Consider the following 23,175-nt stretch of genomic DNA (forward strand, 5'->3'; position numbering starts at 1 on the left):
ATGCCGACCTATCGTCCCGGCCCCGTCTCGCTCATCCTCGCCGTGCTGGTGGCGCTGTTCCTGCTGATGCCGCTGCTTGCCGTCATCCCGGTGTCGCTGACACCGAGCCGCATGCTGACGATGCCGACGGGAGAACTGTCGCTGCGCCACTACCGCTCGCTGATCGAGGATCCGCGCTGGCTGGAGTCCATCCTGCTGTCGCTCAGGATCGGCATTGTCAGCAGCATTCTCTCGACGGCACTGGCGCTGACCTTCAGCCTCGGCGTGTGGATGTTCCAGCCGCGCTTCACCGCTGCGCTCGTCGGCTTCGTGCTGTTGCCGATGGTGGTGCCTCCGGTGGTCTCGGCGGTGACGCTCTATTTCCTGCTCACCTCGGTCTCCGGCCTCACCTCCTTCTTCGGCTACGACACCTGGCTGGGTGTGGCCATGGCGCATTCGGTGATGACTGTGCCTTTCGCCACGGTGCTGATCCTGGTGTCGCTCAGCCAGCTCGACCGGCGCATCGACCTTGCCGCGCGCGGGCTCGGCGCCAGCGTGTGGGAGCGCGCGACGCGCGTCATCATCCCCAACATCAAGTTCGGCATCGTCACCGCGGCGCTGCTGTCCTTCGTGCTCTCCTGGGAGGAGATCGGCGTGACGCTGTTCATCACTTCGGTCAACGCCATCACCCTGCCCCGGCTGATGTGGATGGGCCTGCGCGACAACATCGACCCGGCGATCGCGGCCCTCTCGGTGATCCTGATCATCATCACCGTACTGGTGCTTGCGGTGCGCAGCGTCATCACAAGGCAGCGCCCCGCGAAGCCCTGATCAGACAAACCTGACCGAGACGGGGCCGAACCTGCCCGGACCACCGATGACTTCATCGCCGGGCTCGACTTCTACCGGCTAACGCAGGTGCCGGTTGTCACCACCTACCCCGCCGGACAGGAGCTTCCCGACGACACCAAGCCGGTGACGCCCGCGGTGAACGTGGCAAGGCATGCAATCCAAAACGAAAGAGGCCCGCCGGGAGCGGCGAGCCTCTTACGGAGCCGAAGTGGAAGCTCGGCGCCGTCATGATCCGGGGGTGTGGATCGACTCGGAATTTAGCCAACAGCGCCCGGCCAGGCGACTTACAAATCTGTAATCTTCGGCTGAGCCGCGCACCCAGTCACACGAGAAGCCACTTGCTATCAGCGACTTGCAGCGAATATCTGGCTTCGAAGCATCGCCTCTCAAACAAACGTGATGAACCGCCCGGCGAGCGGCATGGCAAGAGCGGCGGTTCAAGGAACCTGGGGCGGCGTCGCGATGCGGCCCGCTTATACTCAGTCTGCGCCGTCGAGGCGCCGCGCCGGACGAAGGCCCCCCGGCCTCGTCCGTGCGTGGCAAGCAGTTCAGGCAGCCTGCGGCCGCCGCATCCTCTCGACCAAGGCCTGCCTTGCCGGTCCGGCAAGCGGCTTGTCCATCGTCAGCAGGCCATCGAGCAGTGTCAGAAGCTCGCGCGCTGCCGAAGACTTGCAGGAATAATAAACCATCTGACGATCGCGGCGGGTTTCGACCAGGCCAAACCTGCGCAGTTTGGCCAGGTGTTGCGACAGCGCTGACTGGCTGAGTTCGACCTTGTCGGCGAGCACGCCGACAGAGAGTTCGCCCTCGGCGAGGTAGTTCATGATGAGCAAACGCTTCTCGTTGCCCATCACCGCAAGAAAGGCTGCCGCGCTTTCTGCGTTGGCGGTAAGTTTCTTGGTCACCATCGATTTCCCCGTGGTTCATGCTCTTCCGAAGGCCATGGGGGCAATGGCTTCAGAGTTCCAGAGCGTTGATGAGCCTGCCCCGGTTTGGATGCGGGGCCTGCCCTGCTTCTTTTTCGACCAGAACCCTTTCGTAACCCGGTTGCCACCACGTCGGGGTTGCTGGTCTCGGACAGAACGCGCGGCGCTTTTCTGGGCTCAAGTCAATGCAGACTCAGAAAAATTCCGCGCTGCTAATGCGTATCAGCGCAGCGCTCGTTCGGCAAGAATATAACGAGGCCGGCAAAACAGCGGCCAGCCGCAAGCAAGGAAGCACAGCAACCGGCGTGCCCGGCCAAGAGACCTCGGCCACGATGTTGCCGCGACTCACTCCCAATCTCGAAGCGTGCTATTATTAGCCGGGCAAGAGGGGCCGGGCTGGAGGAGGAAGCCATGTCCGTTGTACGCAACACATTCAACCCCGACGAGACGGCCATGCTTGGCCGTGTCTACCAAAACGGCAATTTCGAAGGCGAGACTGCCGAGCAGAAGGAAGCGCGCGCCTCGCGCATCATCGCCAATTACATGGCGGGTATCACCGACGAGGCGGAACTGATCGAGCTTTCACGGAGGCCGCTTGGAAGATGAGCAACCTACGCCGCCTTCGTGAAACGCCGTCACGTAAGTTGACGTTTCGCGAAGCAACTCTACGATAATATATCGTATTCCGATATACTTCGGGAGGTTTTAGCGATGATGCAGGGATGGTTTTCCAGGCCGGTCGAAGTCGCCGTCGGGCTGTCCGGCTCGATCCGCCACATATCCAACGCCGAGCAGGCCGTCGAACTGCTGACCGGCCAATGGCGCGATGCCGGCAGCGTGCTGCATGGCGCGGCGCTGCGCGCTTGCCGCCGGGCGATTCGTGGCGACGTTTCGGCGGACAACGCCAGGGAGGCCTTCATCATGGCCGCGCGCGAGGCGCATGTGCTGGTGGAATAGAGCATGGCGGGGCCTGGCGCTCCACAGGCCTGCCTATCGTTAGTAAGGGCATTTTTTGCATTCGCTGAACCTTCGGTTCGGGATCATGCTCTAGCGCGCCCGCGAGTGCGGCAGTGACTTTGGTCACGCGATTTTTCGCTATCCGCAATCGCCGGATGGCCGCCTTTGGGTCCGTTTGGACGCAACCGCTCACGCCTTTTCTAGAATTGCCTTAGCCTTAAAATTCTTCGGAACCTAACGCGCGGTGATTGGTTAACGCGCGGGTCCGCAATCGCGGAACCATCGGGCGTCGTCCGGCGCCGATTGCTTGCTCAAAAGACGATCATAAAAACGGAGGAAGTGATGAACGATGTCTGGTTTTCCGAGCCGGTCGTGATCGATTTCCAGCCAAACGGCCAGCGCAAGGTTTCGAGTTGCTTCGAGGCGATGGAATGCCTGGACCAGCGCTGGCCCAGACAGGCGCGCGGCGGCGCCTGGCGCTCGGCGAGCCGCGTCTGCCGCGACGCGCTCGACGGTCTGCGCAGCCCGGTGGAAGCCCGCAAGACGCTGCGCAAGGCTGCCAAGGTCGCCGGCCTGCTGGCGTAGCCTCGATTTTCCCACGGCGCCCTGTGAGGGGCGTCACCAAGCCCGTCGCGGCTTCCCATTGCCGCGGCGGGCTTGTGTTTTCATGCAGCGAAGTGGCGGCCGACGCATACTTGGAACGCGTTCAAGCACGCGTCCCGCTGGATACATGAAAACGCCGGCCGCTCGGCTTCGGGGTTGCCTGACGGGTTCAGGCCGCTCCATTTCGGCGAGTCGGCCGGCAGGCCGCAACGCGAGCACCGGGACGTGGTAAACGGGCGGTTACTATCCACAGGCCGTGGCGGCGGATGGTTCAGCCAAAGCCGCCAAGCACTTCCGGGAACTGGACGGCCAGTGCGCCTTCTTCCGCCTGCCGGGCGTAGATTTGGTGCATCTTCGCGCCGTCATATCTGGCGCGGCGGCGCTGGACATCGTTTCCGAAAAGACCGGCAACAGCGTCGAAACGGCGCAAGAAGCGCTTCATCACGCCGCGCTCGAAGGGTATGCGCTGCTCGAACGGCTTGCGCCAGGGCGTGTCCTTCGCCAGGTCACGCCAGATGCTCAGCGCTTCCAGCTCGACCCCGACCTGATTGCCCCACGGCTTGCCGCCGGCGAAATGCCTGGCCCAAGCCTGGCAGAAGCGGAACCGCCTTGTCCCCAGCGATTGCAGGTTCCAGTTTGGATGCATCGTCTGCCATTTGCCCTCGAAGGTGACGTTGAGGGCATTCTGGTCGTTCATCTTGCCTTGAATGGCGGTCTTGCGGGTGCGCTCCAGCAGTCCGTCCGTCCGGACAGCGCCCATGTCGAAAACCACGACACCGGAGTTGAAGTAGGGCGCGCCCGGCTTCAGCCCGAGCTTTTGTCTGTAGGACGGCCGAAAATACATGTAGTCGTCATGCGCCGCGAGCATGGGCGCATGCAGCTGCTGCCCGGCAAGGTCGTTGATATCCCTGTTGAAGAGAACATCGCAGTCCGTGTAGGCGACGCGATCATACGGTCCAAAAACCGGAAGCTGGTCGGCGAAAAGACGAGTGTAGGCGGCGATGCTGTATGTTCCGAAGCGGAAGCCGCAGCTGGTCATGAAATCCGCGACGTCGACCAGCTCGACCTTGCCTTTCAGCAGATAGCGACCGGCTTCGAGATCTGGTTCGCTGGCGCCGGTATAGAGCAGGTAGCCGTCGATCGGCGCGGAGACGTCAACGATCCGACGCGCCGCCAGGCTGGCATACGGAAAATATTCAGCATCCGCCGCCAGAAAGAAACACTTCGTCATTCGCACCGCGACCCTTATCTTGCTGCGGTGCCTGCCACAAAATGCTTCTCGACGAAAGCCTCGATCGGGCCGGTGAGCGAGGCCGCCTCGCGCTTGACCTTATCGTCGTCCCAGCGCCACCACTGGATCGCCAGCAGCTTCGCTATGATCTCCTCGGGGAATCGATATCTGATCAGCCGGGCTGGAGAGCCGCCGACGATCGCATAGGGGGGCACGTGTTTGGTGACCACGGCACCGGCGCCGACGACCGCGCCGTCGCCGATCTCCACGCCCGGCAGGATCATTGCGCCATTGCCGATCCAGACGTCATTGCCAACAGTGATGCCGGCTGGCTTGCCGCCTTTTGCGGTTGGCTCCGGCTGATTCAGCAACCGGCTGTAGATTGGAAACGAGGTTGCGCTCTCGGTTGGATGCTGGCCAGAGCAGATGAAAACCACCCGACCGGCAACCGAGCAGAAGGCGCCGACTTGCAATGGAGCATCCTTCAAGGGGGCCAAGACTTTTCGCCATGTCACGCCATAGGTGTGGCGGCCAACGGTCACATGTTCCGGCGATCCGGAGCGCATGTCCCTCAGCCATTTGGAAAGCGCCGACATCCAGATACCTCCCCAATACTTCTGCGACATAGCCTCGGACCGGCCGAACCATCAACCGGGAAACTTGGCCGGCGCAAGGGAGCGATCCACCGAAAACCTGATATCCGCACACCGACATTGGGTAAAATTCGAGTGGATTGCGGTTGCCTGTGTTGGTAGTGGGAGCGTCTCAGACACATCTCCCATAGATCGAATGAACGACTTTTTTGGCTATATCGCCTATGGCGATAACGAGGTTTATCACTTTGGCGCGCTGCTCAGCGCGCTTAAGCTTTTGCACAATTGCCCAGGCGCCAAAATAATCGTTGCAACCGACCGGCCTGAGCTTTTTCGCCCATACCCCGTAGAGACGATCGCTATAACCGCCGACCAGAAAGAGTTGATGTCTTTCGGCTGGCGCTATCATTTCGGCATCAAGGCTGCGTTCCTGATCGAGATCCTGAAGCGAGCGGACCGCCTGATCTTCATGGACTCGGACCACTATCCTTATGTCGATCCATCCAGAGGGTTTCGCCAGATTTCGCCGACGCGTTCCTTCATGCGTAAGTGTGAGGGTGAGCATCGGCTTTACCCGGTTCTTACAGGCAAAGGCGTCAAAATCGGAGACTACACCCTGACTGGGCACGAACCGATGTGGCAAAGCGGAATCCTTGGCATTCATCGAGCCAATGTTCGTGCATTAAACGAAGCCTATTCCGCGATGTTGGCTGTACGCGAATTGACCAATACAGATGCGCCGGAGCAGTTTTGCATCGGGGTCGCGCTCTCTCGAAATGGCCTGACTCTCAGCCGACACCACCTTCCGGTCAGCGACTACAACACACGTGGCAAAAAGGCTTTCGCCAGCCCGCGCGTGCTGCAGTTCTTCAAGATGTACGGCGACGCTCCGATAGCCGAGCAGGTAAGGAGAGCCGGGTGGTATCGCTTGTGGCGAGCTCCCATGGACCTATTGCGGCAGCGGGATAGGTGGTCGCTTTAAGTTGGCCGTGAGAACTCACGACAGAAGAAGAATGTCTCGCTGACCGAGCACGTCGCCGATATCCATTTCCTTTTCGGTTTTGCCGCTGGAGACGCCTTCGATGTCTATTCCATACCAGAACCGAGGGATTGAAAGGCGGACTTCCGTTTCTCCTAGCGTCACGTTATGCAGGCGAAATGGGTCTGAAGATTGTCGATATCATAACGAGAGCGCCGGCAATCATCGCGGCGAAGGAAGCCAGAAATGGCTTGGTATACAAGGCCTTCGAGCACAGGGGCCGAACTGCTGGGCGCGCTTTTGCAGACCGCCTGAAAGCCACTGGTGCATCGCGTGTCTGTTTTACAGTGGCGTTCAACACGCCTTGGGTCATAGATGCGCTGACCAAGGCATGGCAAATGCACCCGCCGGGAATGACCCTGGCAGTTGTCGACAATTCGACCGGTCAAGCATCGAGAGAAGCAATAGAAAGCATCTGCAAGGTAAGAGGCGTGCCTTATTTGGCGCTTCCGATGCGGGTGGAAAACCATCTGTCCAGGTCGCACGGAACCGCGATAAGCTGGACCTATCATAATATCATACGGTACCTGGAGCCTGAATTATTCGGCTTCATCGATCATGACTGTTTCCCGGTAGTGCCGTTTGACATCCCGGCCAAGATGGAAGGCAAGGCCGTCTACGGCAAGCTGTTCCTTCCAGGTCGAAATCATATCCACGAGCCGAAGCCGACCGATCGACACTGGAATTTATGGGCAGGCTTCTGCTTCTATCGCTTCTCCGCCACGGCGGGACGAAAGCTGAACTTCGAACCCCGCTTGAACCTGGGGCTTGATACTGGCGGCGCAAACTGGAACGTCCTTTACTCGCATTTGGACAGGGCAAGTGACGTTGCCGTAGCCATCGCTCGGGAAAACCCGATGACGATGGCCGGGGCGGTCGGACACCATGAGATCATCGAGGAAGCATTCTTCCATGTTGCCGGGGTATCCTACCCTGACCGTCCCAGTTATCACCGCAGAACAACCGACCATCGAAAACTGATCCGCGACTATGTCTGGAATACATATCTTGGCGGCGCGAGCGGCAGGGTAGCTCAAGATTTCTAAGTGCTGCGTTACCCATCCGCGTCAAAGCCAGTTCCGCGGAGCCCGCTTACCGCCCGGCCTCGCCGACGAGCCTGGCAATCGCCTCGTCGATCCCAATCCTTCCTTGGCGTCTTAGGGCATTGGGATCGCGGAAATCGATCCAGCCTTCGTTGAAGCCGTCGAGCATGCGCATGCGCATTTCTGGATGTCGCATGCCCTGATCGCGGAAGATCGTCTCCCAGCGCTCGCGCGGGACGATACGCGTCTCGACCTTGCGACCGAGGGCCTTGGCGAAGGCGACGGCGATTTGGTTCGGCGACACCCTGTGTTGTGCTTCCAGTTCGATCACCCGGTGGCCGCTCCAATCCTCCAGCAGAAGTTCCGCGGCTGTCCTGCCGACATCGGCGGCCGCGACCATCGCGATCTTGCGATCGAGCGGCTGCAGGTAACTGTCGATTACGCCGTTGTCGCGCGCCGACGCGATGTCCCACTGGGCATTTTCCATGAACCAGGCGGCGCGCAGGAACGTCACCGCCACGGGCAGATCGGCGAGCGCCTCTTCCAACAGGCGCAACACGTTGAGCAGGTTGGGCTCCGCGGCATCCGCGCCAATCGTCGACAACACAACGACCTTGGGCGGCAGCGCCCTGTGCAGCGCCTCGCGGATGACGGCGATCTTCGGCAGCACGTCCGGGAATCCGGATTCGGCATCATAGACCGGCGGCAACAGAATGAATGCGCCCTCGAGGCCCGAAAGCGCCGCAGCGAGCGGCCCGGCATCGCCGAGATCGGCAACCGCGATCTCGCAGCCCCTGGCAAACCAGGGCGCGGCCTTGGCTTGGTCACGCAGAACCGCGCGAATCTTATGGCCGGATTTGAGCAGCGTTTCGGCTACGGCGCCGCCGACGCGGCCGGTGATTGCTGTGACAGCGAACATGATCATGCCTTTCGGTTTGCGCAGTTTGATCGCAACCGGTCGGCTCGATACGCCGCCGGCTGAATTGGATCGGTGGCCGGCCTTCTCCCACCCTTTGCTTGCTGATCCCAGCGCCGATATGTCATCATAATCCGGACTGAAGGTTGGGAATGTCGCATGCCTAATGACGGAAGATTGCTGTCCGGCGTGACGGTGCTGATGGCGGTGGTCGAAGCCGGGTCGATGGCGCGGGCTGCTGACACGCTCGGCATGACCGCCTCAGGCGTCGGCCGCGCCATCCAGCGGCTGGAGGCCCGTATCGGGGTGCGGCTGCTCGAGCGCACGACGCGGACCATGCACCTGACCGACGAAGGACGGCGCTTTTACGAGCAGGTCGGTCCTCATCTCGACGGCATCGCGGAGGCGGCGACCGAGGCCACCGGCGCAGCATCGGTGGTTCGCGGCCGGCTGCGCGTCAATGTCGACCCGTTTTTCTCGCAACTGGTGCTGGCCGAGCATGCGGGCCAGTTCCTGTCGCTGTATCCGGACTTGCGCCTGGAGCTCATCATGCGCGACGCGGTGGGCGACCTGGTGGCCGACGGGTTCGATCTCGCCTTGCGCTTCGGCGATCCGCCGGCTGGCTCTTTCACCGCCCGGAAATTATTCGAGACGCGGATACTCACCGTTGCGGCCCCCGCCTATATCGAGCGCCGGGGGCGGCCAAAGCATCCTCGGGACATGTCCGGCCACGATGCCATCGACTTCTGGGACGCCGCGCATGGCCGCGCCTATGAGTGGGAATTTCGCCGGGGCAACGAAGTGCTGCCGGTCAGCGTCCAGACCAGGCTGATGACCTCAGACGCGCCGACCATGCTCAGCGCCTGCCTTGCTGGCGCCGGCATCGCACAGGTCTTGGAATTCGCCACGCGCGAGCAGGTGCGCGATGGACGGCTGGTCCAACTTTTCCCCGACTGGCAGGACGAACTCTTCCCGCTCCACGCGATCTACCCTTCGCGACAATACCGCACCGCAAAGGTGCGGGTGTTCGTGGATTTCGTGGCGGAGCTGCTGGCGGAGGTTTAGATCCAGAGTCATCCAAGTCTCATAAATCATTGAATAGATTGGCGATCCCGGCAGGATTCGAACCTGCGACCATCGGCTTAGAAGGCCGGTGCTCTATCCAGCTGAGCTACGGGACCGTCGGCCGGGCGGGCCGGCTGGTCTATCATGCCGCGCGACGAAAGACTCGAAAGTCAGTGCGTCCAGGGCGTCCTGCGGTCATAGCGGAAATTGTCCGAATAGGAAATCTGCCGGCGCTTGGCTTCCTTCGGCTCTTCAACCCGGTAGGCGATCTTTTCCTTCTCGGCATAGGCGATCGCCTCTTCCTTCGTATCGAAGGTGAGCTTCACCTGGCTCAGCATGTCGCCCGAGGAGGTGTAGCCCATCAGCGGGTCGATCTTCTTGCGCTGGGCGGGCTCGAATTCGAGCACCCAATGTCCGGTCTTGGCCTTGCCGGACTGCATCGCGGTTTTGGCTGGACTGAAAATGCGCGCGGACATGACCACCTCGTTGCCGCCCGGAGACCGGGCACTGTTGTTCAGCGCTATTTCCAGGATCCCATGGGGAGCCTGAAACCTTGCGCCAATCCGTCATTACTGTGCAATGGCCGCTGCGGCAAGGCCGCAAGCGCGGCCCCGGCGCACGCCATGGCGCAGGGAACCTCGCTGCGCTGCCGACATTATCGAAACGTCGGGCAGGCCGAGCCTTGCCGGCCTTCCCTGTGAGCCACCACCAAAACGGACGTTTCGCCATGACCGATGCACCCGAACACGCCGTCCTCCAACTCGCCGTGCTTGTCGGCAGCCTGCGCGCCCAGTCCTTCAGCCGCAAGATCGCCAAGGCCCTGGCCGCCCGCGCGCCGGATTCGGTGCGCTGCCGCTTCGTCGAGATCGGCGAGTTGCCGCTCTACAACGAGGATCTGGACGGCGACAGCCCGCCGGCGACGTGGGCGACCTTCCGCGCGGCGATACGCGAATGCGACGCGGTGCTGTTCGTCACCCCGGAATACAACCGCTCGATCCCGGGCTGCCTGAAGAATGCGCTCGATGTCGGCTCGCGTCCGTCGGGGAAGAGCGTGTTCAAGGGCCTGCCCGCCGGGGTCGTCAGCGTCAGCCCGGGCAAGATCGGCGCCTTCGGCTCCAACCAGGCGCTTCGGCAGACCTTCGTCTTCCTCGACATGCCGGTGATGCAGCAGCCGGAGGCCTATATCGGCAGTGTCGCGGAGCTGCTCGACGATAAGGGCGCCGTTACCAATGCCGATACCGCCGCCTTCCTCGAGAATTTCATGGCCGGCCTGGAAAGCTGGATCAGGAGGGTGCATCCCGGCGGCTCGTCCTTCGATGCCTTCATGAAGCAGCGCGAGAAGATCGCCGAGGACTATGTCAACGGCGATCCCACCTCGCTGAAGGCGATCGTCACCCATGCCGGGCCGGCGACGTTCTTTTCACCGCGCGGCGACCATCTGGAAGGCGCCGAGGCAGTTGCGGGCCGCTACGAACGCGACGCGGCGAGCTTCCACAGGGGCGGCAGCACCGACCTCGAGGTGCTGCAGGCTTCGGCAAGCGGCGATCTGGCCTTCTGGACCGGCTTGCAGCATGCCAAGACGCGCATGGGCAGGAACGGCGAGGCGACCGAGATGACCTTGCGGGTTACCGAAGTGTTTCGGCTGGAGGACGGCGGGTTCAAGCTGGTGCATCGCCACGCCGACCCGGTTCATTAGCCGGCGCTCGTACCAATCCGCGACACAATGCCGGAGGTTTTCGCAACAGCCACCTATTCCTTTTGGTGGGTGGGCGGCATATGTCAGATACATGTTCATGCCACTTGAAGGCATGATGACGGCGATAAAGACACGAATGGGCGCGGAAGCGAAAGCCTTGCCGTTGGGGGTCGGCGAGCCAGCGATACTGGACGGAGCGATTGTCATCGGCGCGGGCGCCGCAGGGCTTGCCGCCGCGCATGCGCTGGCCAGGGCCGGCGTGACGGTGCAGATCCTGGAACGCGAGCGGCGGCTGGCCGAGTCCTGGCATCGCCGCCACGACAATCTGCATCTCAACACGCATCGCGACCTCTCCTCATTGCCCGGTGTTTCCTATCCGGCAGGGACGCCGGCTTTTCCGCATCGCAGCGCCGTCATCCGTCATCTCAACGATTTCGCCGAAACGCACCGGCTGCCGATCGTCTTCGACGTCAAGGTCGACGAGATCGAATTCCGTGGCGCCCACTGGCTGCTGCGGACAAGCGCGGGGCTGAAGGCGGCACGGCATGTGGTGATCGCCACCGGACGCGACCGGCAACCCTTCATTCCGGCCTGGAAGGGCATGGAGGATTTTTCGGGGTCGGTCATCCACTCGGCCGAGTTCGGCAAGGCGAGCGACTATGCCGGCAAGAAGGTGCTGGTGGTCGGCGCCGGCAATTCCGGCTTCGACGCGCTCAACCATCTTTCCCGTGTCGACACGGGCCAGATGTGGCTTGCGGCACGCAACGGACCTTCGCTGCTGCCCAAGCGCATCGGCAAGATCGCCGTGCACCGCGTATCGCCGCTCATGGCCAGCCTGCCGACAGGGCTCGCGGACGCGGTGATGGCGGCAACGCAGCGCCTGGTGTTCGGCGATCTGACGAAATACGGCCTGCCCCCTGCCCCGGCGGGCGGCGCCAGCCGGCTCGGCTCCGACTATACGGCGATCGCCGCCGACGACGGCGCGGTCGACGCCATCAAGGCCGGGCGCATCATCGTGGTGCCGCAACTGCGCGAATTCAGGCGCGAAGGCGTCGTGCTGGACGATGGCCAGACGGTCGAGCCCGACATCGTCATTGCCGCCACCGGCTACCGTACCGGGCTGGAGACGATGCTGGGCCGACTCGGCGTGCTCGACGCCAAGGGCGTGCCGCTGTTCAATGGCGCCGCGAACGATCCGAATTTGCCCGGACTCTGGTTCACCGGCATGCGCCCGAGCATTCGCGGCTGCTTTGCCAATGCAAGAATCCAGGGCATGGCGATCGCCGGGAAAATCGCCGGCCAGAAGCGCCAGACCTGATCGGTCATTTTTGCATGAAGGCCGCGAGGGCATCGGCGGAGGCGGCAAGGTCTTCAAGCGCCGCTTGCAGCCACGCCTTGCGGGTCACCGTGGCGATCCGGGCACCGTCGTCGAAACCGAGGGCTGGCGCTCTTCAACACTGCGGCATCGATCCGGGTCCGGCCCGCCGTTTTTGTGTTGCCTTCCAGGCGTCCGCCCCCTATACGCCGCGGGACGTCGGAGTGTAGCGCAGCCTGGTAGCGCACCTGATTTGGGATCAGGGGGTCGCGTGTTCGAATCACGCCACTCCGACCATCATTTCCTTCCCGGGAAGAACCACGCCGGTCCCCCCGGCATCTGGCCAGAGGGGGCTCTCATTTGGCAGCCGTGGTCGTGGCGATCCTCGACAGGGACAATTGGGACGCCAACACAGACATCATCGTCGTCGTGGATGTCGCCAGGCGGCGGCTGACATGGGTGCCGCGCGACTTGTGGTCTCCCCTCATAAGCGACCGCATCAACGCGGCTTTCGCCATTGGTGGCGGAAGCTTGCTGCTCGATGCGCTTGCGGGACTGGGATTTACGGCACAGAGCGCAATCTGCCTCCGGCGCGGCGCGAGCGAGGCCGCGCTTGCCGAAGCCAGCGTCAGAGTGCCGATCTCCGTGCCGCTCGATTTCTGGTATCCGCTGACGCCGACCAGCCGCATCGAGGACGGGCGCCAACAGGTTTCCTTCCGGCCGCCCGCCGAAACACTCATGGGCGCACGTCTCCACCAGTGGATCGGCGCCCGCACGATGGTCAACGGACAGGGAAGCGACTTCCACCGCATGCGGCGCCAGATCGTGTTCCTGCGCGCCTTGATCGCCCAGGGTTTCGATTTCCGCCTCGTGCTGAAAGATCCGGCGCTGGTGCGGATCGCGGGCGAGGATCCGTTGCCGCTGCTTGCTAGCATCTCGGCCAGTTGGCGCATGCAGGTGCACGACTGGGTGGATGACGCCGTCATCGATGGCAAGATGGTCCTGGTCCCGCGCAAGCCGAAGCCGTACTGGCGGCGGCAATTGCGCTGGCTGCGAGACAGGCTCAGAGGGAACCAGACCTAGCCATTTCCGGATCGCTCAAATCGCGCCCTCGACATCGGTCTTGGAGAAATCGTCGCCGACATAGAGCAGCCGGCAGACCCGGAGGAACGGTAAACCCGCCGGGCGAGAACCCCAACACCTCGAGCCCGGCGAGCCTACAACCCGATCTGGAACGCGATCGGGACCGGGATCAACCGGCGACGGCTGCGTTGCAAAAGTGATGCCTGAAAGATTGTTCCGAAACGGGACGGCTAAGGAGCATGGTCCACGATTGAACAGGTAAACGCCTGCCGTGGCTCCAATAATCCCTCGCTTCCAACTTTGCCGCCGGTCTAAACTTTGAACAAAGGGGGAATTTCCATGCCTGTTGTCGAGGCGGTGCTGTCGCTGATCGGCCCAGCCTATTTAGCCTATTACGGCTTCGCGGTTCCGGTCATGGTGGCCTGGGCAGTTCTGTGTGCTGCCCTGTGGGACTGGAACAATCGGCCGAGCAAGAGACAGGGCGGCGTCGCGCGGTCGCGGCCCGCCGGGCTGATGTTCTTCTGCCTTGTCGCCGCCTGCTACGTCTCGGCGCACACGGGAGTCTATCTTTTGGCCCGCCATCTTGCCGAGCTTTGGGCGTAACCGCCTAACCCCTCTCGATGGCTAGATATCGAATTCGCCCTGCCCTTCGTCCATGGCGCTGACGGTCTCGGCGGCCAAAGCACGGGTGATCGGCGTCTTGCGTTCGAGCGCGGCGCGGTCGAGGCGTTCGACGACGCGCATGGCAGTTCCGAGCGAGCGCTCGATGCGACGGACCAGATATTGCACCACATGCGGCTCGACCTCTACCTGACGGTCGGCGAAGAGCTTTGTGAGGACGCCGGCGAGCAGCAGGTCGTCGGGCTCGTGGATCTCGATCGTCGCCGCCGCCTTCAATCGCGAAACGAGGTCCGGCAGCGCAACGCGCCAGGCCGAAGGGAAACGCCGCGCGGTGAGCAGCAGCGTCGAGCCCGCGCCGTGCACGGCGTTGATCAGGTGGAACAGGCCCGGCTCGTCGATCGCCGCCTTGTCGATGTCGTCGACGAGCACCGGCCTGCTGCCGAGACCGGCAATGTGCTCGCCGATCCGACCGGGATCAACGGTGACGGCGTGCGCCCTATCCTGCCAGATGCGGGCGAGATGCGTCTTGCCGGAGCCGGGCGGCCCGGCCAGCACGACCACCGGCGACGGCCAGTCCGGCCAGCGGTCGATCAGCGATGCCGCTTGCGCATTGGTACCCGAGACGACGAGTTCGTCGCGCGAATAGCCGGTGCCGTGGCCGAGATCGAGCGGCAGTTGGCGCGGCGTATCTGCAGGCTGGGCAGCCATTTCAGCCCCGAGTCGAGCGGTGGCCGCCGCCCCGATCGGCCGGCAATGGTGGCGCGGGCTGAGTGCCGTTGCCCTTGTAGAGCGGCGATTCGAGATAGCGGCCGATGGCGAAGCGCACCAGCACGGCGATCGCTGCCGAGGCCGGCACGGCAATCAAAAGGCCGACGAAACCGAACAGCGCGCCGAAGGCAAACAGCGCGAACATCAGCCATACCGGGTGCAGGCCGACGCTCTTTCCGACCAGCCGGGGCTGCAGGATGTTGCCCTCGATGAACTGGCCGACGAAGAACACGCAGGCCACAAGCAAGATCATCGTCCAGTCCGGCCAGAACTGGACGAAGGCGACGCCGACGGCGAGCACCAGCCCGGTCAGCGAGCCGACATAGGGAATGAAGGAGATCAGCCCGGCGAAGAAGCCGATGAGGATGGCGAAGTTCAAGCCGGTCAGCGTCAGTCCCGTGGCGTACATGGCGCCGAGCACCAGGCAGAGCGTGCCCTGCCCGCGCACGAAGCCGGCGGTGGCGGTGTTGATCTCGCGGGCGAGCGCTCTGACCGTCTCGACATAGTCGCGCGGCACCCAGCTGTCGACAACGGCCACCATGCGGTCCCAGTCGAGCAGCATGTAGAAGGCGACGACCGGGGTGACGACGAACAGGCTGACCACCGAAACCAGCGCCACGCCCGAGCTCCAGATCGAGGTGAAGACGGTGGTAAGCAGCCCGAAGCCGGTGGTCAGCAGCGAATTCAGCCCGTCGCGCAATCCTGCGGCGTTGACGCCAAAGCGCTGCTCCAGCCATTTCGGGTCGAAGCTGGTAATGAGCGATTGGAGGCGGGTGAGATATTCCGGCAGCTTGCGGGCGAAATCGGCCATCTGCGTGGCCAGCACCGGCACCAGGATGACGAAGGCCAGCACCACGACGACGATGAAGGCGATCAGGATCACCACCGTCGCCATCAGGCGCGACAGGCCGAGGCGCTGCAGCCAGTCGGCGACCGGGTCGAGGAAATAGGCGAGCACCATGCCGGCCACGAACGGCAGGAGGATGCCTGAGAAGACATAGAGGAACAGCGCCAGCAGGACCGCCGTCGCCACCCAGAAGAAGACCTGGCGGCGAAGCCCGCCCGAGCCATCGTCAGCGGCGATCACCGCGCCGTCATTGTCAGGCGTCCGTGCTGGAGCCGCTCGACTTGCCGATGCCCGACTTGATGTCGCTTGTCTGGGAGTTGCTCGTCCGGGAGCCTTCGCCATAGCCGCTCATATGCCTTAGCCAAGCCACGAGATAGGCTGCGGCCGAAGCCACGGTCAAGACCCCGGTCAGCAATATGAGCGCGGTCCGCAGCGGGCCCAGCTGCACCGAAAAGGCGAGTTCGCCCAGCACAAGTGCCGCCAGCACGATCTGCGCCGCGGTGTTGGCCTTCGATACGAGAAGCGGCTTCACCTCGACCGGATGGCTCATCACGCTGGACAAGAGCACGGCGCAGACGATCAGCCCGTCGCGGGAGACCATGGTTACCACCAGCCAGAGCGGCAGTTCGCCGGCAAAGCCCATGACGACGAAGACCGAGACCAGCAGGAGCTTGTCGGCGACCGGATCGAGATAGGCGCCGAGGCGGGAGGACTGGTTCCAGCGACGCGCGATGAAGCCGTCGACACCATCGGAAATGCCGGCGACAAGGAATCCGGCGAAGGCCCAACCCCAAAGCGACTGCAGCATGGCCAGCACCACGGCAGGCACGAGCAGCAGCCGCATGATCGTAATCATGTTGGGAAGGGTCACGTGATGTCCCGTCGTGTTTTTGTTGGAGAATAGATGATGGAGATACGTAAATTGGGCAAGGGAGAAGCGGCGACGAAGCTGCCGATCTCCCCCTTGCGGAGGAGATGCCTGGCAAGGCAGAGGGGTGCTGTCCTTCGGCATCTCGGAGTTTTTCTTTCGCCGTATCGGCAGAGCCATTATCGACGCTGGTATTCCTTCACACCCCCCTCTGTCCTGCCGCACATTTCCCCGCAAGGGGAGATTGGCCACTGTCTCGGCCTTCGCCAATCGCCTATGTTGGTGCCCACTTTCCACGGTTTTGTCCGCCTCGACGACCGTCATCCTTGCTCACCGAAACCATTCATGCGAAGAGCCCGCAATGACAAACAGGGACGAGCCGACGATGAGCAAGGGCGACAAGGCCAAGCGCAAGAACGGGCTCACCTATGCCGAGGCTGGCGTCGACATCGATGCCGGCAATCTGATGGTCGAGAAGATCAAACCGCTGGTGCGCGCCACGCGCCGGCCAGGCGCCGATGGCGAGATCGGCGGCTTCGGCGGGCTGTTCGACCTGAAGGCCGCCGGCTTCACTGATCCCGTGCTGGTCGCCGCCAATGACGGCGTCGGCACCAAGCTCAAGATCGCCATCGATGCCGGCAAGCACGATACGATCGGCATCGATCTCGTCGCCATGTGCGTCAACGACATCGTCGTGCAGGGTGCGGAGCCTTTGTTCTTCCTCGACTATTTCGCCACAGGCAAGCTCGACCCCGAGCAGGGCGCGTCGATCGTCGGCGGTATCGCGCAGGGCTGCCGGCAGGCCGGCTGCGCGCTGATCGGCGGCGAGACCGCCGAGATGCCCGGCATGTATCACCACAAGGATTATGACCTTGCGGGCTTCGCGGTGGGCGCGGCCGAGCGCGGGCAACTGCTGCCGACCGACGACATTGTCGAGGGCGACGTGCTGCTCGGCCTCGCCTCGTCCGGCCTGCATTCCAACGGCTTTTCGCTGGTGCGCCGGATCGTCGCCGCGAGCGGCCTCGGCTGGAGCGATCCAGCGCCATTCAACGAGGAGTTCAGCCTCGCCGAGGCGCTGCTCGAGCCGACGCGCATCTATGTGAAGTCGATCCTCAAGGCGATCCGCAACACGCATGGCATCAAGGCGCTGGCCCACATCACCGGCGGCGGTTTTCCGGAAAACATTCCGCGTGTGCTGCCCAAGGATTTTTCGGCCGAGCTCGACCTGGAGGCGATCGACGTGCCGCCGGTGTTCTCGTGGCTGGCCAAGACCGGCGGGGTCGCGCCGGAAGAGATGATGCGCACCTTCAACTGCGGCATCGGCATGATCCTCGCAGTCGCCTCCGGCCAGGCGGCGCAGGTCGCGGCGGTGCTGCAGGAGGCCGGCGAGACGGTGACGCCAATCGGCCGCATAGTGCCGCGCCGCGACGCCGGCGTCATCTACAGGGGCTCGATCGGCCTATGAGCAGAAAACGCACGGTCGTCCTGATCTCGGGACGTGGCTCCAACATGACAGCGCTGATCGCGGCCGCCACCGATCCAAGCTATCCGGCGGAAATCGTCGGCGTCATTTCCGACCGCGCCAACGCAGCCGGCCTCGGTATTGCCCAGTCGCGCGGCATCGCCACCAAGGTCATCCAGCGCGCCGACCATCCGAGCAAGGATGCCTATGACGCCGCGATCGACACCGCGCTTGCCGGCTTCGGCGCCGACATCGTCGCCTTGGCCGGCTATATGCGCATTCTCGGCCGCGGCCTCGTCGAAAAATGGCAGGGACGCATGGTCAACATCCACCCTGCCCTGCTGCCGGCCTTCAAGGGCCTGGACACGCATGCGCGCGTAATCCGTGCCGGCGTTCGCATTCATGGCTGCTCGGTGCATTTCGTCACGCCTGAGATGGATGACGGCCCGGTGATCGCCCAGGCCGCCGTGCCGGTGATGGTCGGTGACAATGAGGACACGCTTGCGGCTCGCGTGCTGAAGGTGGAGCATCGGCTCTACCCGCTGGCGCTGGGTCTGGTCGCCGAAGGCAAGGCGCGCATGGAAAAGGGCCACACCGTGTTTGCCCATTTCGCCGACGATGCCGAAAACGCCACCTCGGTGGTGATGGCGCCGGACCCGTTGCGCGAGGAGACCGACCTCGAACAGCTGGCGCGGATCACGCCGTAGGGGCATTAGCCGGAAGTAGCAGCATGGCGGTTACCCGAAATTGCTGGACCAACCCCTGAACCAAACCGAAACAGATCGGCTGCGTAAAGCTTGGATGGACGGGCTGGCGAGCGGCCCATTCGTTGATTTTGACATCGAAGCAACCAAGGAGAAGGCTCGCGCTCTCCCCGGTAGTTCCCCTGGTCCTGAACAATGCCGATGAGACAATTGCTTCTGCTTCGCCACGCCAAGTCGAGCCGGGACGATCCCAAACTTGAGGATTTCGACCGGCCACTGGGCCCGCGCGGCTTGAAGACGGCTCCGTTGATGGGGCGAGAGCTTGCGCGACGCGGCTGGATGCCGGATCTGGCGCTGGTCTCGCCGGCGCTGCGCACACGCGATACGTGGAGGCTGGTCGCTCAGGAACTGCCGAAGCATGTGCAGGCGGAGTTCGCGGAGGAGCTCTACGAGGCGACGCCGGCCACCATCCTGGCGCGCGTGCGCCAGGTCAAAGCTACGAGTGTGCTGGTGATCGGCCATAATCCCGGCCTGCAGCATTTTGCGCTGCGGCTGGCGGGCGCCGGATCGGATCAGGGCGTGTTCAAGAAGATCGAAGCGAAGTTTCCGACGGCGGCACTTGCCCGGCTCACGCTGGACGAGCATTGGGCAAATCTCGACTTCCACGGTGCGCGGCTGACGCATTGCGTGAGGCCGAAGGATTTGACGTAGAGCCAAGCCTGCCAGTCCATAAGCAAGGCGGCGAGCAAGCCCGCCGCCTTCAATATTTTCAAAGACGGGGTCAATTGCCCCAATTGTCCGATGGAGGACCTGGCCAATCCGCAGCGCCGGTCGTACCAGTCTTCATCTCGGTATCGACCTTCGGCGCCGGCTTGACTGTCTTGTGCTTCGGGATCGAAGCCGTGACGCTGGTGTCGGAGCCAACGACGGCTTGGTTCACGCCATCAGCGCCGTAGTGATCGCTGCCGGCCGATGCGGTGCCCATGGCGGCGGCAAGTATGGCGACCGCGACGAATGCAATCCTGGTCATGTTCGATTTCCTTGTTTCGTGTCGTTTCATCGGCGGTGGCCTTGGGAGGATGGCCCCGCTGCCGAAAAGACCCGCGGCGGCCGGGATTTATTCCCGTCGGGTCGCCTTTTCAGCGGCCACAATGCGTCGACCAAGACCTTGCCGGAAAAAAGACCAACGATTACAATTGGTTGTGATACAAACACTTGTGAAGGCGGCTTGATATTGCCGCTAGCCGGCTGCACAAAAGCAGAGCGGCGGGACAAGCCCGCCGCTTTGAGGTCTGTCGAGGACAGAACCGCTTAGTGGTTGCCGAACAGGTCGTGATTGGTACCCTGGACGACCGGCTTCTGGGCATCGGCATCCGACTTCTTGACCGAAGCGGTGAGCGAGGTGTCGACCGAAGCGGCCGGCTGGTTGGCATTGGCCGAACCGTAGTTGTCCGAGCCGGCGAAGGCGGCACCAGTGGCAACGAGAAGGGCAGCGGCGGTAAGAGCGATCTTGGTCATTTGAGTTACTCCAAATTTAAGTTTGTTGGTTCGAAGGTTCGCCACACGAACCGATTAGCGGTTGCCGAACAAGTTGTGGTCAGCGCCCGTGACGACCGGCTTCTGTATGTCCGCGTCCGAGTTGTTCGTGGAAGCGGTGATCGAGTTGTCGACCGAAGCGGCCGGCTGGTTGGCATTGGCCGAGCCGTAGTTGTCCGAGCCGGCAAAAGCGGCACCGGTGGCAACGAGAAGAGCAGCCGCGGCAAGAGCGATCTTGGTCATTTGAGGTACTCCAGAATTGGAGGTTGTTGGTCGAAGCGGGTTAGGAGGGGCGCCGGATTAACGGCCCCAGATGCCCTGGCCCGACTGCGGCTGGTTCTGGTCAGGCGTGATGTGGAGGTCGCGCTGTTCGAACTTGCTGAACTTGCGGATCGAGCCGGTGATGGTGTTGTCGACATGGCCCGCGGGAGCGGTCACGGCCGGCTGGTTGACGTTGTCGGAACCGTAATGGTCGCTGCTGGCGAAGGCGCTGCCCGTCGCAATGAGGAAAGCAGCGGCGGCAAAAGCAATCTTGTTCATTTTAGATACTCCAGATTTCAAAGTCGTGCCCGTCAAGTGGCGTGCCTTAGTGGAAATTCGCGTCGCTCGGACCACACCGAAATGGGTCGGCCTTGTTGCCATTTCCAATCACGAAAAGTTGTGAACCGAACCGTTCGGTTCGATCTTGAAATTGAGTAAACGATCCAGCGGCCACATTCTTATCACGCGATATCAATGGGTTACGATGATCGTCGCGCGAAGGCCATCCCTGTATGGGGTGCCGGTGTTCACCATAGTTACACGAACCGTCAACGTTAATTGAACCGAACGGTTCGGTTTTATTGCTTGCACGACCCAACAGGCGGCTCGGCAGGCACCACGACCGGGATTTCGACAGCCGAGAAACCACGTTTGCCTTGAGCGCGGATCGATACTATCGGTTGCCTCGGGAACCAATTTGGACACCGCCTGCCCTTTGGCGAGGTCGATGCCATTGGGAGGAAACAGCGACAAACGATGCGGCTGCTGCTTGTCGAGGACAATCGCGAACTGGCCGATTGGCTGAGCAAGACGCTGCGCCAGGCGAGCTATGTCGTCGACGTCGTGCATGACGGCGAGGATGTCGAACATGCTTTGGCCGCCGGCGACCATGCCTTGATCATCCTCGACCTTGCCCTGCCCCGCATGGGCGGCATGGAGGTGCTGAAGAGGCTGCGGGCGCGCGGCAACCCGGTGCCGGTGATCGTGCTCACCGCCAATGCCAGCCTCGACGGCCGGGTCAAGGGCCTAAACGAAGGCGCCGACGACTATCTGGCGAAACCCTTCCAGATCGAGGAGCTGGAGGCGCGCATCCGCGTACAGCTGCGCCGCGCCAACGATCGCACCGCGCCGGTCATTGCCTGCGGCGACCTTGTCTTTGACACCAACACCCGCTTGTTCTCGCTTGCCGGCGCGACGCTGACGCTAACACCGCGCGAGCACGCTGTGCTGGAACAACTCGTCGTCAAAGCCGGCCGCACGGTGAGCAAGACGGCGCTGTCGGCCGCGATCTACGACTTCGAGACCGACGCCGACCCGAGCGCCATCGAGATCTATGTGCACCGCTTGCGCAAGAAGCTCGAAGGCTCGCGCGTCCAGATCGCCACCTTGCGCGGCCTCGGCTACCTCTTGCGCCATGACGATCCGGCGCTATGAGGATCGGCAGGCTTCGGATCGCCAGCCTTCGCCTGCAATTGCTGGCATGGGTGGTGCTGCCGCTGGCGGGGCTCGTCGCCATCAATCTGTGGACCAGCCAGCGCAACGCGCTGGCAACGGCGGATCTCGTCACCGACCGCATGCTGGTCGGCTCGGCGCGCGCCATCGCCGAGCAGGTGGCGATGGCCGACGGCGCACTCGACGCGACGGTGCCGCCGGCGGCGATCGAGATGTTCGACACCGGCGACCGCGACAGCGTCTACTATCGCGTCGAGACCGCCGGTGGACGACTGCTGACCGGCTATCCCGACCTGCCCGTGGCTCCGGAGCACGGCAGTATCGAAGCCTCCTATCGCGATCACCGGCTGCGCCTGGCGTCGCTCAGCCATGCGGTGATCGGTGCCGGCACGGATTCGCCGATCAAGGTCACGGTCGGCGTCACGCTCGCCGGACATGACGCCATGGTCAGGCGCCTGTGGCTCAGCGCCTTCGCCCAGCAGCTTGCCCTGGTGGCTATTGCGGGCGTATTCGTGCTGCTTGGCCTGCGCCGCGGGCTGGCGCCGCTGATAAGGCTGCGCGATGCCGTGCGCTCGCGAAGCCGCAGCGATCTCGAACCGGTCGAGGTCTCGGGCGCGCAAAGCGAGATCCGGCCGCTGATCGAGGCGCTCAACGTCTATATGGAGCGTGTGCGGGCGCAGATGGCGGCGCAGCGGCGCTTCATCGCCAATGCCGCGCATCAGCTGCGCACGCCGCTGGCGCTCTTGTCGACCCAGGCAAGCTATGCCTTGCGGGAAACCGCGGCCGACCAGCGCCAGGAGGCCCTGGTTGCCTTGCAGGCGAGCTCCGGCAAATTGGCGCGGTTGGCCGAACAGCTGCTTACCTTGTCGAGGGCAGAACCCGGCAGCCGGCGGCCACGCGCCGACCGCATCGACCTCACCGAAGCCGCCCGCCATGTGCTGGAAGCGCAGGCGCCGAAGGCAGTCGAACGCAACATCGACCTCGGCCTCGAGGAGAACGGACCGGTGCCGGTGATGGGCGACGGCACGATGTTGCGCGAGATGATCGTGAACCTGGTCGACAACGCGCTGCGCTATTCCAAACCGGGCGGCAGCGTCACCGTGAAACTCGCCGCCTCGGATGGTAAGGCGGAGCTCTCGGTCAGCGATACCGGGCCCGGCATTGCACCTGAAGAGCGGCAGCATGTCTTCGAACGCTTCTATCGTATTGCCGGCGCGACCGAGGAAGGCAGCGGGCTCGGCTTGGCAATCGTGCGCGAGGTGATCGAGAATGCCGGCGGCAGCGTCACGCTTGGCGACGCCGCCGGGGGCGGGCTCAAAGTCGAGGTGCGGCTGCCACTGGCCGACTCCTGAACGGCC

General features: G+C 63.1%; 28 protein-coding genes and 2 tRNA genes. 17 read left to right on the plus strand and 13 right to left on the minus strand.

The window, feature by feature from the left end; all coding sequences use genetic code 11:
- A complete protein-coding gene (locus O7A05_RS16925; RefSeq protein WP_337094185.1) occupies nt 1-810 on the plus strand; it encodes an ABC transporter permease in 810 nt (269 codons plus the stop codon).
- A 569-nt stretch (nt 811-1,379) separates the two neighbouring features.
- On the opposite strand, the gene O7A05_RS16930 is transcribed toward O7A05_RS16925, so the two are convergent.
- Nucleotides 1,380-1,739: an ArsR/SmtB family transcription factor gene (locus O7A05_RS16930; protein ID WP_337094186.1), complete on the minus strand. Its 360-nt coding sequence runs from the start codon at nt 1,737-1,739 to the stop codon at nt 1,380-1,382.
- A 429-nt stretch (nt 1,740-2,168) separates the two neighbouring features.
- On the opposite strand from O7A05_RS16930, the gene O7A05_RS16935 reads away from it, so the two are divergent.
- The 3 genes from O7A05_RS16935 to O7A05_RS16945 all read left to right on the plus strand — a co-directional run bounded on the left by O7A05_RS16935 (nt 2,169) and on the right by O7A05_RS16945 (nt 3,299).
- On the plus strand, nt 2,169-2,363 hold the full coding sequence (locus O7A05_RS16935; protein ID WP_224589130.1) for a hypothetical protein: 195 nt from the start codon (nt 2,169-2,171) through the stop codon (nt 2,361-2,363).
- A gap of 105 nt (nt 2,364-2,468) precedes the next feature.
- Nucleotides 2,469-2,714 carry a DUF982 domain-containing protein gene (locus O7A05_RS16940; protein WP_337094187.1) on the plus strand — a complete coding sequence of 82 codons (246 nt, stop codon included), beginning with the start codon at nt 2,469-2,471 and terminating at the stop codon, nt 2,712-2,714.
- A 342-nt stretch (nt 2,715-3,056) separates the two neighbouring features.
- A complete protein-coding gene (locus O7A05_RS16945) occupies nt 3,057-3,299 on the plus strand; it encodes a DUF982 domain-containing protein (protein ID WP_224513134.1) in 243 nt (80 codons plus the stop codon).
- 289 nt (nt 3,300-3,588) lie between these two features.
- On the opposite strand, the gene O7A05_RS16950 is transcribed toward O7A05_RS16945, so the two are convergent.
- Entirely contained in the window at nt 3,589-4,548 is a 960-nt protein-coding gene (locus tag O7A05_RS16950; RefSeq protein ID WP_337094188.1) for a glycosyltransferase family 8 protein, read from the minus strand.
- Between the two features lie 14 nt (nt 4,549-4,562).
- A complete protein-coding gene (locus O7A05_RS16955; protein ID WP_337094189.1) occupies nt 4,563-5,144 on the minus strand; it encodes a CatB-related O-acetyltransferase in 582 nt (193 codons plus the stop codon).
- Nucleotides 5,145-5,337: 193 nt separating this feature from the next.
- Here O7A05_RS16955 and O7A05_RS16960 point away from each other — a divergent pair, with 193 nt between their 5' ends.
- Both O7A05_RS16960 and O7A05_RS16965 read left to right on the plus strand, forming a co-directional pair.
- Entirely contained in the window at nt 5,338-6,123 is a 786-nt protein-coding gene (locus O7A05_RS16960; protein ID WP_337094190.1) for a hypothetical protein, read from the plus strand.
- 176 nt (nt 6,124-6,299) lie between these two features.
- Complete coding sequence (locus O7A05_RS16965) at nt 6,300-7,226, plus strand: hypothetical protein (protein ID WP_337094191.1); 927 nt, start codon at nt 6,300-6,302, stop codon at nt 7,224-7,226.
- Nucleotides 7,227-7,272: 46 nt separating this feature from the next.
- Here the strand turns inward: O7A05_RS16965 and O7A05_RS16970 are convergent, their stop codons facing one another.
- Complete coding sequence (locus O7A05_RS16970; protein ID WP_337094192.1) at nt 7,273-8,142, minus strand: NmrA family NAD(P)-binding protein; 870 nt, start codon at nt 8,140-8,142, stop codon at nt 7,273-7,275.
- A gap of 156 nt (nt 8,143-8,298) precedes the next feature.
- On the opposite strand from O7A05_RS16970, the gene O7A05_RS16975 reads away from it, so the two are divergent.
- Entirely contained in the window at nt 8,299-9,204 is a 906-nt protein-coding gene (locus O7A05_RS16975; RefSeq protein ID WP_337094193.1) for a LysR family transcriptional regulator, read from the plus strand.
- A 39-nt stretch (nt 9,205-9,243) separates the two neighbouring features.
- Here O7A05_RS16975 and O7A05_RS16980 read toward each other — a convergent pair.
- Nucleotides 9,244-9,320, minus strand: a tRNA-Arg gene (locus O7A05_RS16980).
- Nucleotides 9,321-9,374: 54 nt separating this feature from the next.
- Nucleotides 9,375-9,680 carry an ETC complex I subunit gene (locus O7A05_RS16985; protein ID WP_224513119.1) on the minus strand — a complete coding sequence of 102 codons (306 nt, stop codon included), beginning with the start codon at nt 9,678-9,680 and terminating at the stop codon, nt 9,375-9,377.
- 251 nt (nt 9,681-9,931) lie between these two features.
- Here O7A05_RS16985 and O7A05_RS34605 point away from each other — a divergent pair, with 251 nt between their 5' ends.
- The 5 genes from O7A05_RS34605 (at nt 9,932) to O7A05_RS17010 (ending at nt 13,901) form a co-directional block, all read left to right on the plus strand.
- A complete protein-coding gene (locus O7A05_RS34605) occupies nt 9,932-10,900 on the plus strand; it encodes an NAD(P)H-dependent oxidoreductase (RefSeq protein WP_337094194.1) in 969 nt (322 codons plus the stop codon).
- 136 nt (nt 10,901-11,036) lie between these two features.
- Nucleotides 11,037-12,218, plus strand: a complete 1,182-nt coding sequence (locus tag O7A05_RS16995; protein WP_337094285.1) for a flavin-containing monooxygenase — start codon at nt 11,037-11,039, stop codon at nt 12,216-12,218.
- A 217-nt stretch (nt 12,219-12,435) separates the two neighbouring features.
- A tRNA-Pro gene (locus tag O7A05_RS17000) sits at nt 12,436-12,512 on the plus strand.
- Between the two features lie 63 nt (nt 12,513-12,575).
- Nucleotides 12,576-13,298: an LCP family protein gene (locus O7A05_RS17005; protein ID WP_337094195.1), complete on the plus strand. Its 723-nt coding sequence runs from the start codon at nt 12,576-12,578 to the stop codon at nt 13,296-13,298.
- Nucleotides 13,299-13,637: 339 nt separating this feature from the next.
- Entirely contained in the window at nt 13,638-13,901 is a 264-nt protein-coding gene (locus O7A05_RS17010; protein WP_337094196.1) for a hypothetical protein, read from the plus strand.
- 21 nt (nt 13,902-13,922) lie between these two features.
- Here the strand turns inward: O7A05_RS17010 and hdaA are convergent, their stop codons facing one another.
- From hdaA to O7A05_RS17025, 3 genes are read right to left on the minus strand one after another with little or no spacing between them, the layout of a single operon-like run.
- On the minus strand, nt 13,923-14,627 hold the full coding sequence (gene hdaA / locus O7A05_RS17015; RefSeq protein ID WP_337094197.1) for a DnaA regulatory inactivator HdaA: 705 nt from the start codon (nt 14,625-14,627) through the stop codon (nt 13,923-13,925).
- Between the two features lies 1 nt (nt 14,628).
- Complete coding sequence (locus tag O7A05_RS17020) at nt 14,629-15,876, minus strand: AI-2E family transporter (RefSeq protein WP_337094198.1); 1,248 nt, start codon at nt 15,874-15,876, stop codon at nt 14,629-14,631.
- Nucleotides 15,788-16,405, minus strand: coding sequence for a CDP-alcohol phosphatidyltransferase family protein (locus O7A05_RS17025; protein WP_337094199.1), 618 nt, complete (start codon nt 16,403-16,405; stop codon nt 15,788-15,790). Before O7A05_RS17025 ends, O7A05_RS17020 begins: the two co-directional genes overlap by 89 nt.
- A gap of 382 nt (nt 16,406-16,787) precedes the next feature.
- On the opposite strand from O7A05_RS17025, the gene purM reads away from it, so the two are divergent.
- From purM to O7A05_RS17040, 3 genes are all read left to right on the plus strand, one after another.
- Nucleotides 16,788-17,867 carry a phosphoribosylformylglycinamidine cyclo-ligase gene (gene purM, locus O7A05_RS17030; protein ID WP_337094286.1) on the plus strand — a complete coding sequence of 360 codons (1,080 nt, stop codon included), beginning with the start codon at nt 16,788-16,790 and terminating at the stop codon, nt 17,865-17,867.
- Entirely contained in the window at nt 17,864-18,571 is a 708-nt protein-coding gene (gene purN, locus O7A05_RS17035) for a phosphoribosylglycinamide formyltransferase (RefSeq protein WP_337094200.1), read from the plus strand. The genes purM and purN overlap by 4 nt, the downstream gene beginning before the upstream one ends.
- A gap of 198 nt (nt 18,572-18,769) precedes the next feature.
- Nucleotides 18,770-19,279 (plus strand): SixA phosphatase family protein, encoded by a 510-nt coding sequence (locus O7A05_RS17040; protein ID WP_337094201.1) that lies wholly within the window; start codon nt 18,770-18,772, stop codon nt 19,277-19,279.
- A 70-nt stretch (nt 19,280-19,349) separates the two neighbouring features.
- Here O7A05_RS17040 and O7A05_RS17045 read toward each other — a convergent pair whose 3' ends face one another.
- The 4 genes from O7A05_RS17045 to O7A05_RS17060 form a co-directional block, all read right to left on the minus strand.
- On the minus strand, nt 19,350-19,598 hold the full coding sequence (locus O7A05_RS17045) for a DUF680 domain-containing protein (RefSeq protein ID WP_337094202.1): 249 nt from the start codon (nt 19,596-19,598) through the stop codon (nt 19,350-19,352).
- A gap of 281 nt (nt 19,599-19,879) precedes the next feature.
- A complete protein-coding gene (locus tag O7A05_RS17050; RefSeq protein ID WP_337094203.1) occupies nt 19,880-20,086 on the minus strand; it encodes a DUF680 domain-containing protein in 207 nt (68 codons plus the stop codon).
- 54 nt (nt 20,087-20,140) lie between these two features.
- Nucleotides 20,141-20,347, minus strand: coding sequence for a DUF680 domain-containing protein (locus O7A05_RS17055; protein ID WP_337094204.1), 207 nt, complete (start codon nt 20,345-20,347; stop codon nt 20,141-20,143).
- Nucleotides 20,348-20,404: 57 nt separating this feature from the next.
- Nucleotides 20,405-20,644 (minus strand): DUF680 domain-containing protein, encoded by a 240-nt coding sequence (locus O7A05_RS17060; protein ID WP_337094205.1) that lies wholly within the window; start codon nt 20,642-20,644, stop codon nt 20,405-20,407.
- A gap of 477 nt (nt 20,645-21,121) precedes the next feature.
- Here O7A05_RS17060 and O7A05_RS17065 point away from each other — a divergent pair, with 477 nt between their 5' ends.
- On the plus strand, nt 21,122-21,799 hold the full coding sequence (locus tag O7A05_RS17065) for a response regulator (RefSeq protein ID WP_337094206.1): 678 nt from the start codon (nt 21,122-21,124) through the stop codon (nt 21,797-21,799).
- A complete protein-coding gene (locus tag O7A05_RS17070) occupies nt 21,796-23,169 on the plus strand; it encodes a sensor histidine kinase (protein WP_337094207.1) in 1,374 nt (457 codons plus the stop codon). The genes O7A05_RS17065 and O7A05_RS17070 overlap by 4 nt, the downstream gene beginning before the upstream one ends.
- Nucleotides 23,170-23,175 lie beyond the last annotated feature (6 nt).

Origin of the sequence: Mesorhizobium argentiipisi (SeqCode), assembly GCF_037179585.1 — a bacterium.
In the GTDB taxonomy this organism is placed as follows: Bacteria; Pseudomonadota; Alphaproteobacteria; order Rhizobiales; family Rhizobiaceae; genus Mesorhizobium; species Mesorhizobium argentiipisi.

Excerpts from the sequence above, each read along its gene's own strand:
- O7A05_RS16925 (WP_337094185.1), top strand. The coding sequence starts at position 1 with ATGCCGACCTATCGTCCCGGCCCCGTCTCGCTCATCCTCGCCGTGCTG.
- O7A05_RS16930 (WP_337094186.1), bottom strand. The coding sequence starts at position 1,739 with ATGGTGACCAAGAAACTTACCGCCAACGCAGAAAGCGCGGCAGCCTTT.
- O7A05_RS16935 (WP_224589130.1), top strand. The coding sequence starts at position 2,169 with ATGTCCGTTGTACGCAACACATTCAACCCCGACGAGACGGCCATGCTT.
- O7A05_RS16940 (WP_337094187.1), top strand. The coding sequence starts at position 2,469 with ATGATGCAGGGATGGTTTTCCAGGCCGGTCGAAGTCGCCGTCGGGCTG.
- O7A05_RS16945 (WP_224513134.1), top strand. The coding sequence starts at position 3,057 with ATGAACGATGTCTGGTTTTCCGAGCCGGTCGTGATCGATTTCCAGCCA.
- O7A05_RS16950 (WP_337094188.1), bottom strand. The coding sequence starts at position 4,548 with ATGACGAAGTGTTTCTTTCTGGCGGCGGATGCTGAATATTTTCCGTAT.
- O7A05_RS16955 (WP_337094189.1), bottom strand. The coding sequence starts at position 5,144 with ATGTCGGCGCTTTCCAAATGGCTGAGGGACATGCGCTCCGGATCGCCG.
- O7A05_RS16960 (WP_337094190.1), top strand. The coding sequence starts at position 5,338 with ATGAACGACTTTTTTGGCTATATCGCCTATGGCGATAACGAGGTTTAT.
- O7A05_RS16965 (WP_337094191.1), top strand. The coding sequence starts at position 6,300 with ATGGGTCTGAAGATTGTCGATATCATAACGAGAGCGCCGGCAATCATC.
- O7A05_RS16970 (WP_337094192.1), bottom strand. The coding sequence starts at position 8,142 with ATGTTCGCTGTCACAGCAATCACCGGCCGCGTCGGCGGCGCCGTAGCC.
- O7A05_RS16975 (WP_337094193.1), top strand. The coding sequence starts at position 8,299 with ATGCCTAATGACGGAAGATTGCTGTCCGGCGTGACGGTGCTGATGGCG.
- O7A05_RS16985 (WP_224513119.1), bottom strand. The coding sequence starts at position 9,680 with ATGTCCGCGCGCATTTTCAGTCCAGCCAAAACCGCGATGCAGTCCGGC.
- O7A05_RS34605 (WP_337094194.1), top strand. The coding sequence starts at position 9,932 with ATGACCGATGCACCCGAACACGCCGTCCTCCAACTCGCCGTGCTTGTC.
- O7A05_RS16995 (WP_337094285.1), top strand. The coding sequence starts at position 11,037 with ATGGGCGCGGAAGCGAAAGCCTTGCCGTTGGGGGTCGGCGAGCCAGCG.
- O7A05_RS17010 (WP_337094196.1), top strand. The coding sequence starts at position 13,638 with ATGCCTGTTGTCGAGGCGGTGCTGTCGCTGATCGGCCCAGCCTATTTA.
- hdaA (WP_337094197.1), bottom strand. The coding sequence starts at position 14,627 with ATGGCTGCCCAGCCTGCAGATACGCCGCGCCAACTGCCGCTCGATCTC.
- O7A05_RS17020 (WP_337094198.1), bottom strand. The coding sequence starts at position 15,876 with ATGGCGAAGGCTCCCGGACGAGCAACTCCCAGACAAGCGACATCAAGT.
- purM (WP_337094286.1), top strand. The coding sequence starts at position 16,788 with ATGAGCAAGGGCGACAAGGCCAAGCGCAAGAACGGGCTCACCTATGCC.
- purN (WP_337094200.1), top strand. The coding sequence starts at position 17,864 with ATGAGCAGAAAACGCACGGTCGTCCTGATCTCGGGACGTGGCTCCAAC.
- O7A05_RS17040 (WP_337094201.1), top strand. The coding sequence starts at position 18,770 with ATGAGACAATTGCTTCTGCTTCGCCACGCCAAGTCGAGCCGGGACGAT.
- O7A05_RS17045 (WP_337094202.1), bottom strand. The coding sequence starts at position 19,598 with ATGACCAGGATTGCATTCGTCGCGGTCGCCATACTTGCCGCCGCCATG.
- O7A05_RS17050 (WP_337094203.1), bottom strand. The coding sequence starts at position 20,086 with ATGACCAAGATCGCTCTTACCGCCGCTGCCCTTCTCGTTGCCACTGGT.
- O7A05_RS17055 (WP_337094204.1), bottom strand. The coding sequence starts at position 20,347 with ATGACCAAGATCGCTCTTGCCGCGGCTGCTCTTCTCGTTGCCACCGGT.
- O7A05_RS17060 (WP_337094205.1), bottom strand. The coding sequence starts at position 20,644 with ATGAACAAGATTGCTTTTGCCGCCGCTGCTTTCCTCATTGCGACGGGC.
- O7A05_RS17065 (WP_337094206.1), top strand. The coding sequence starts at position 21,122 with ATGCGGCTGCTGCTTGTCGAGGACAATCGCGAACTGGCCGATTGGCTG.
- O7A05_RS17070 (WP_337094207.1), top strand. The coding sequence starts at position 21,796 with ATGAGGATCGGCAGGCTTCGGATCGCCAGCCTTCGCCTGCAATTGCTG.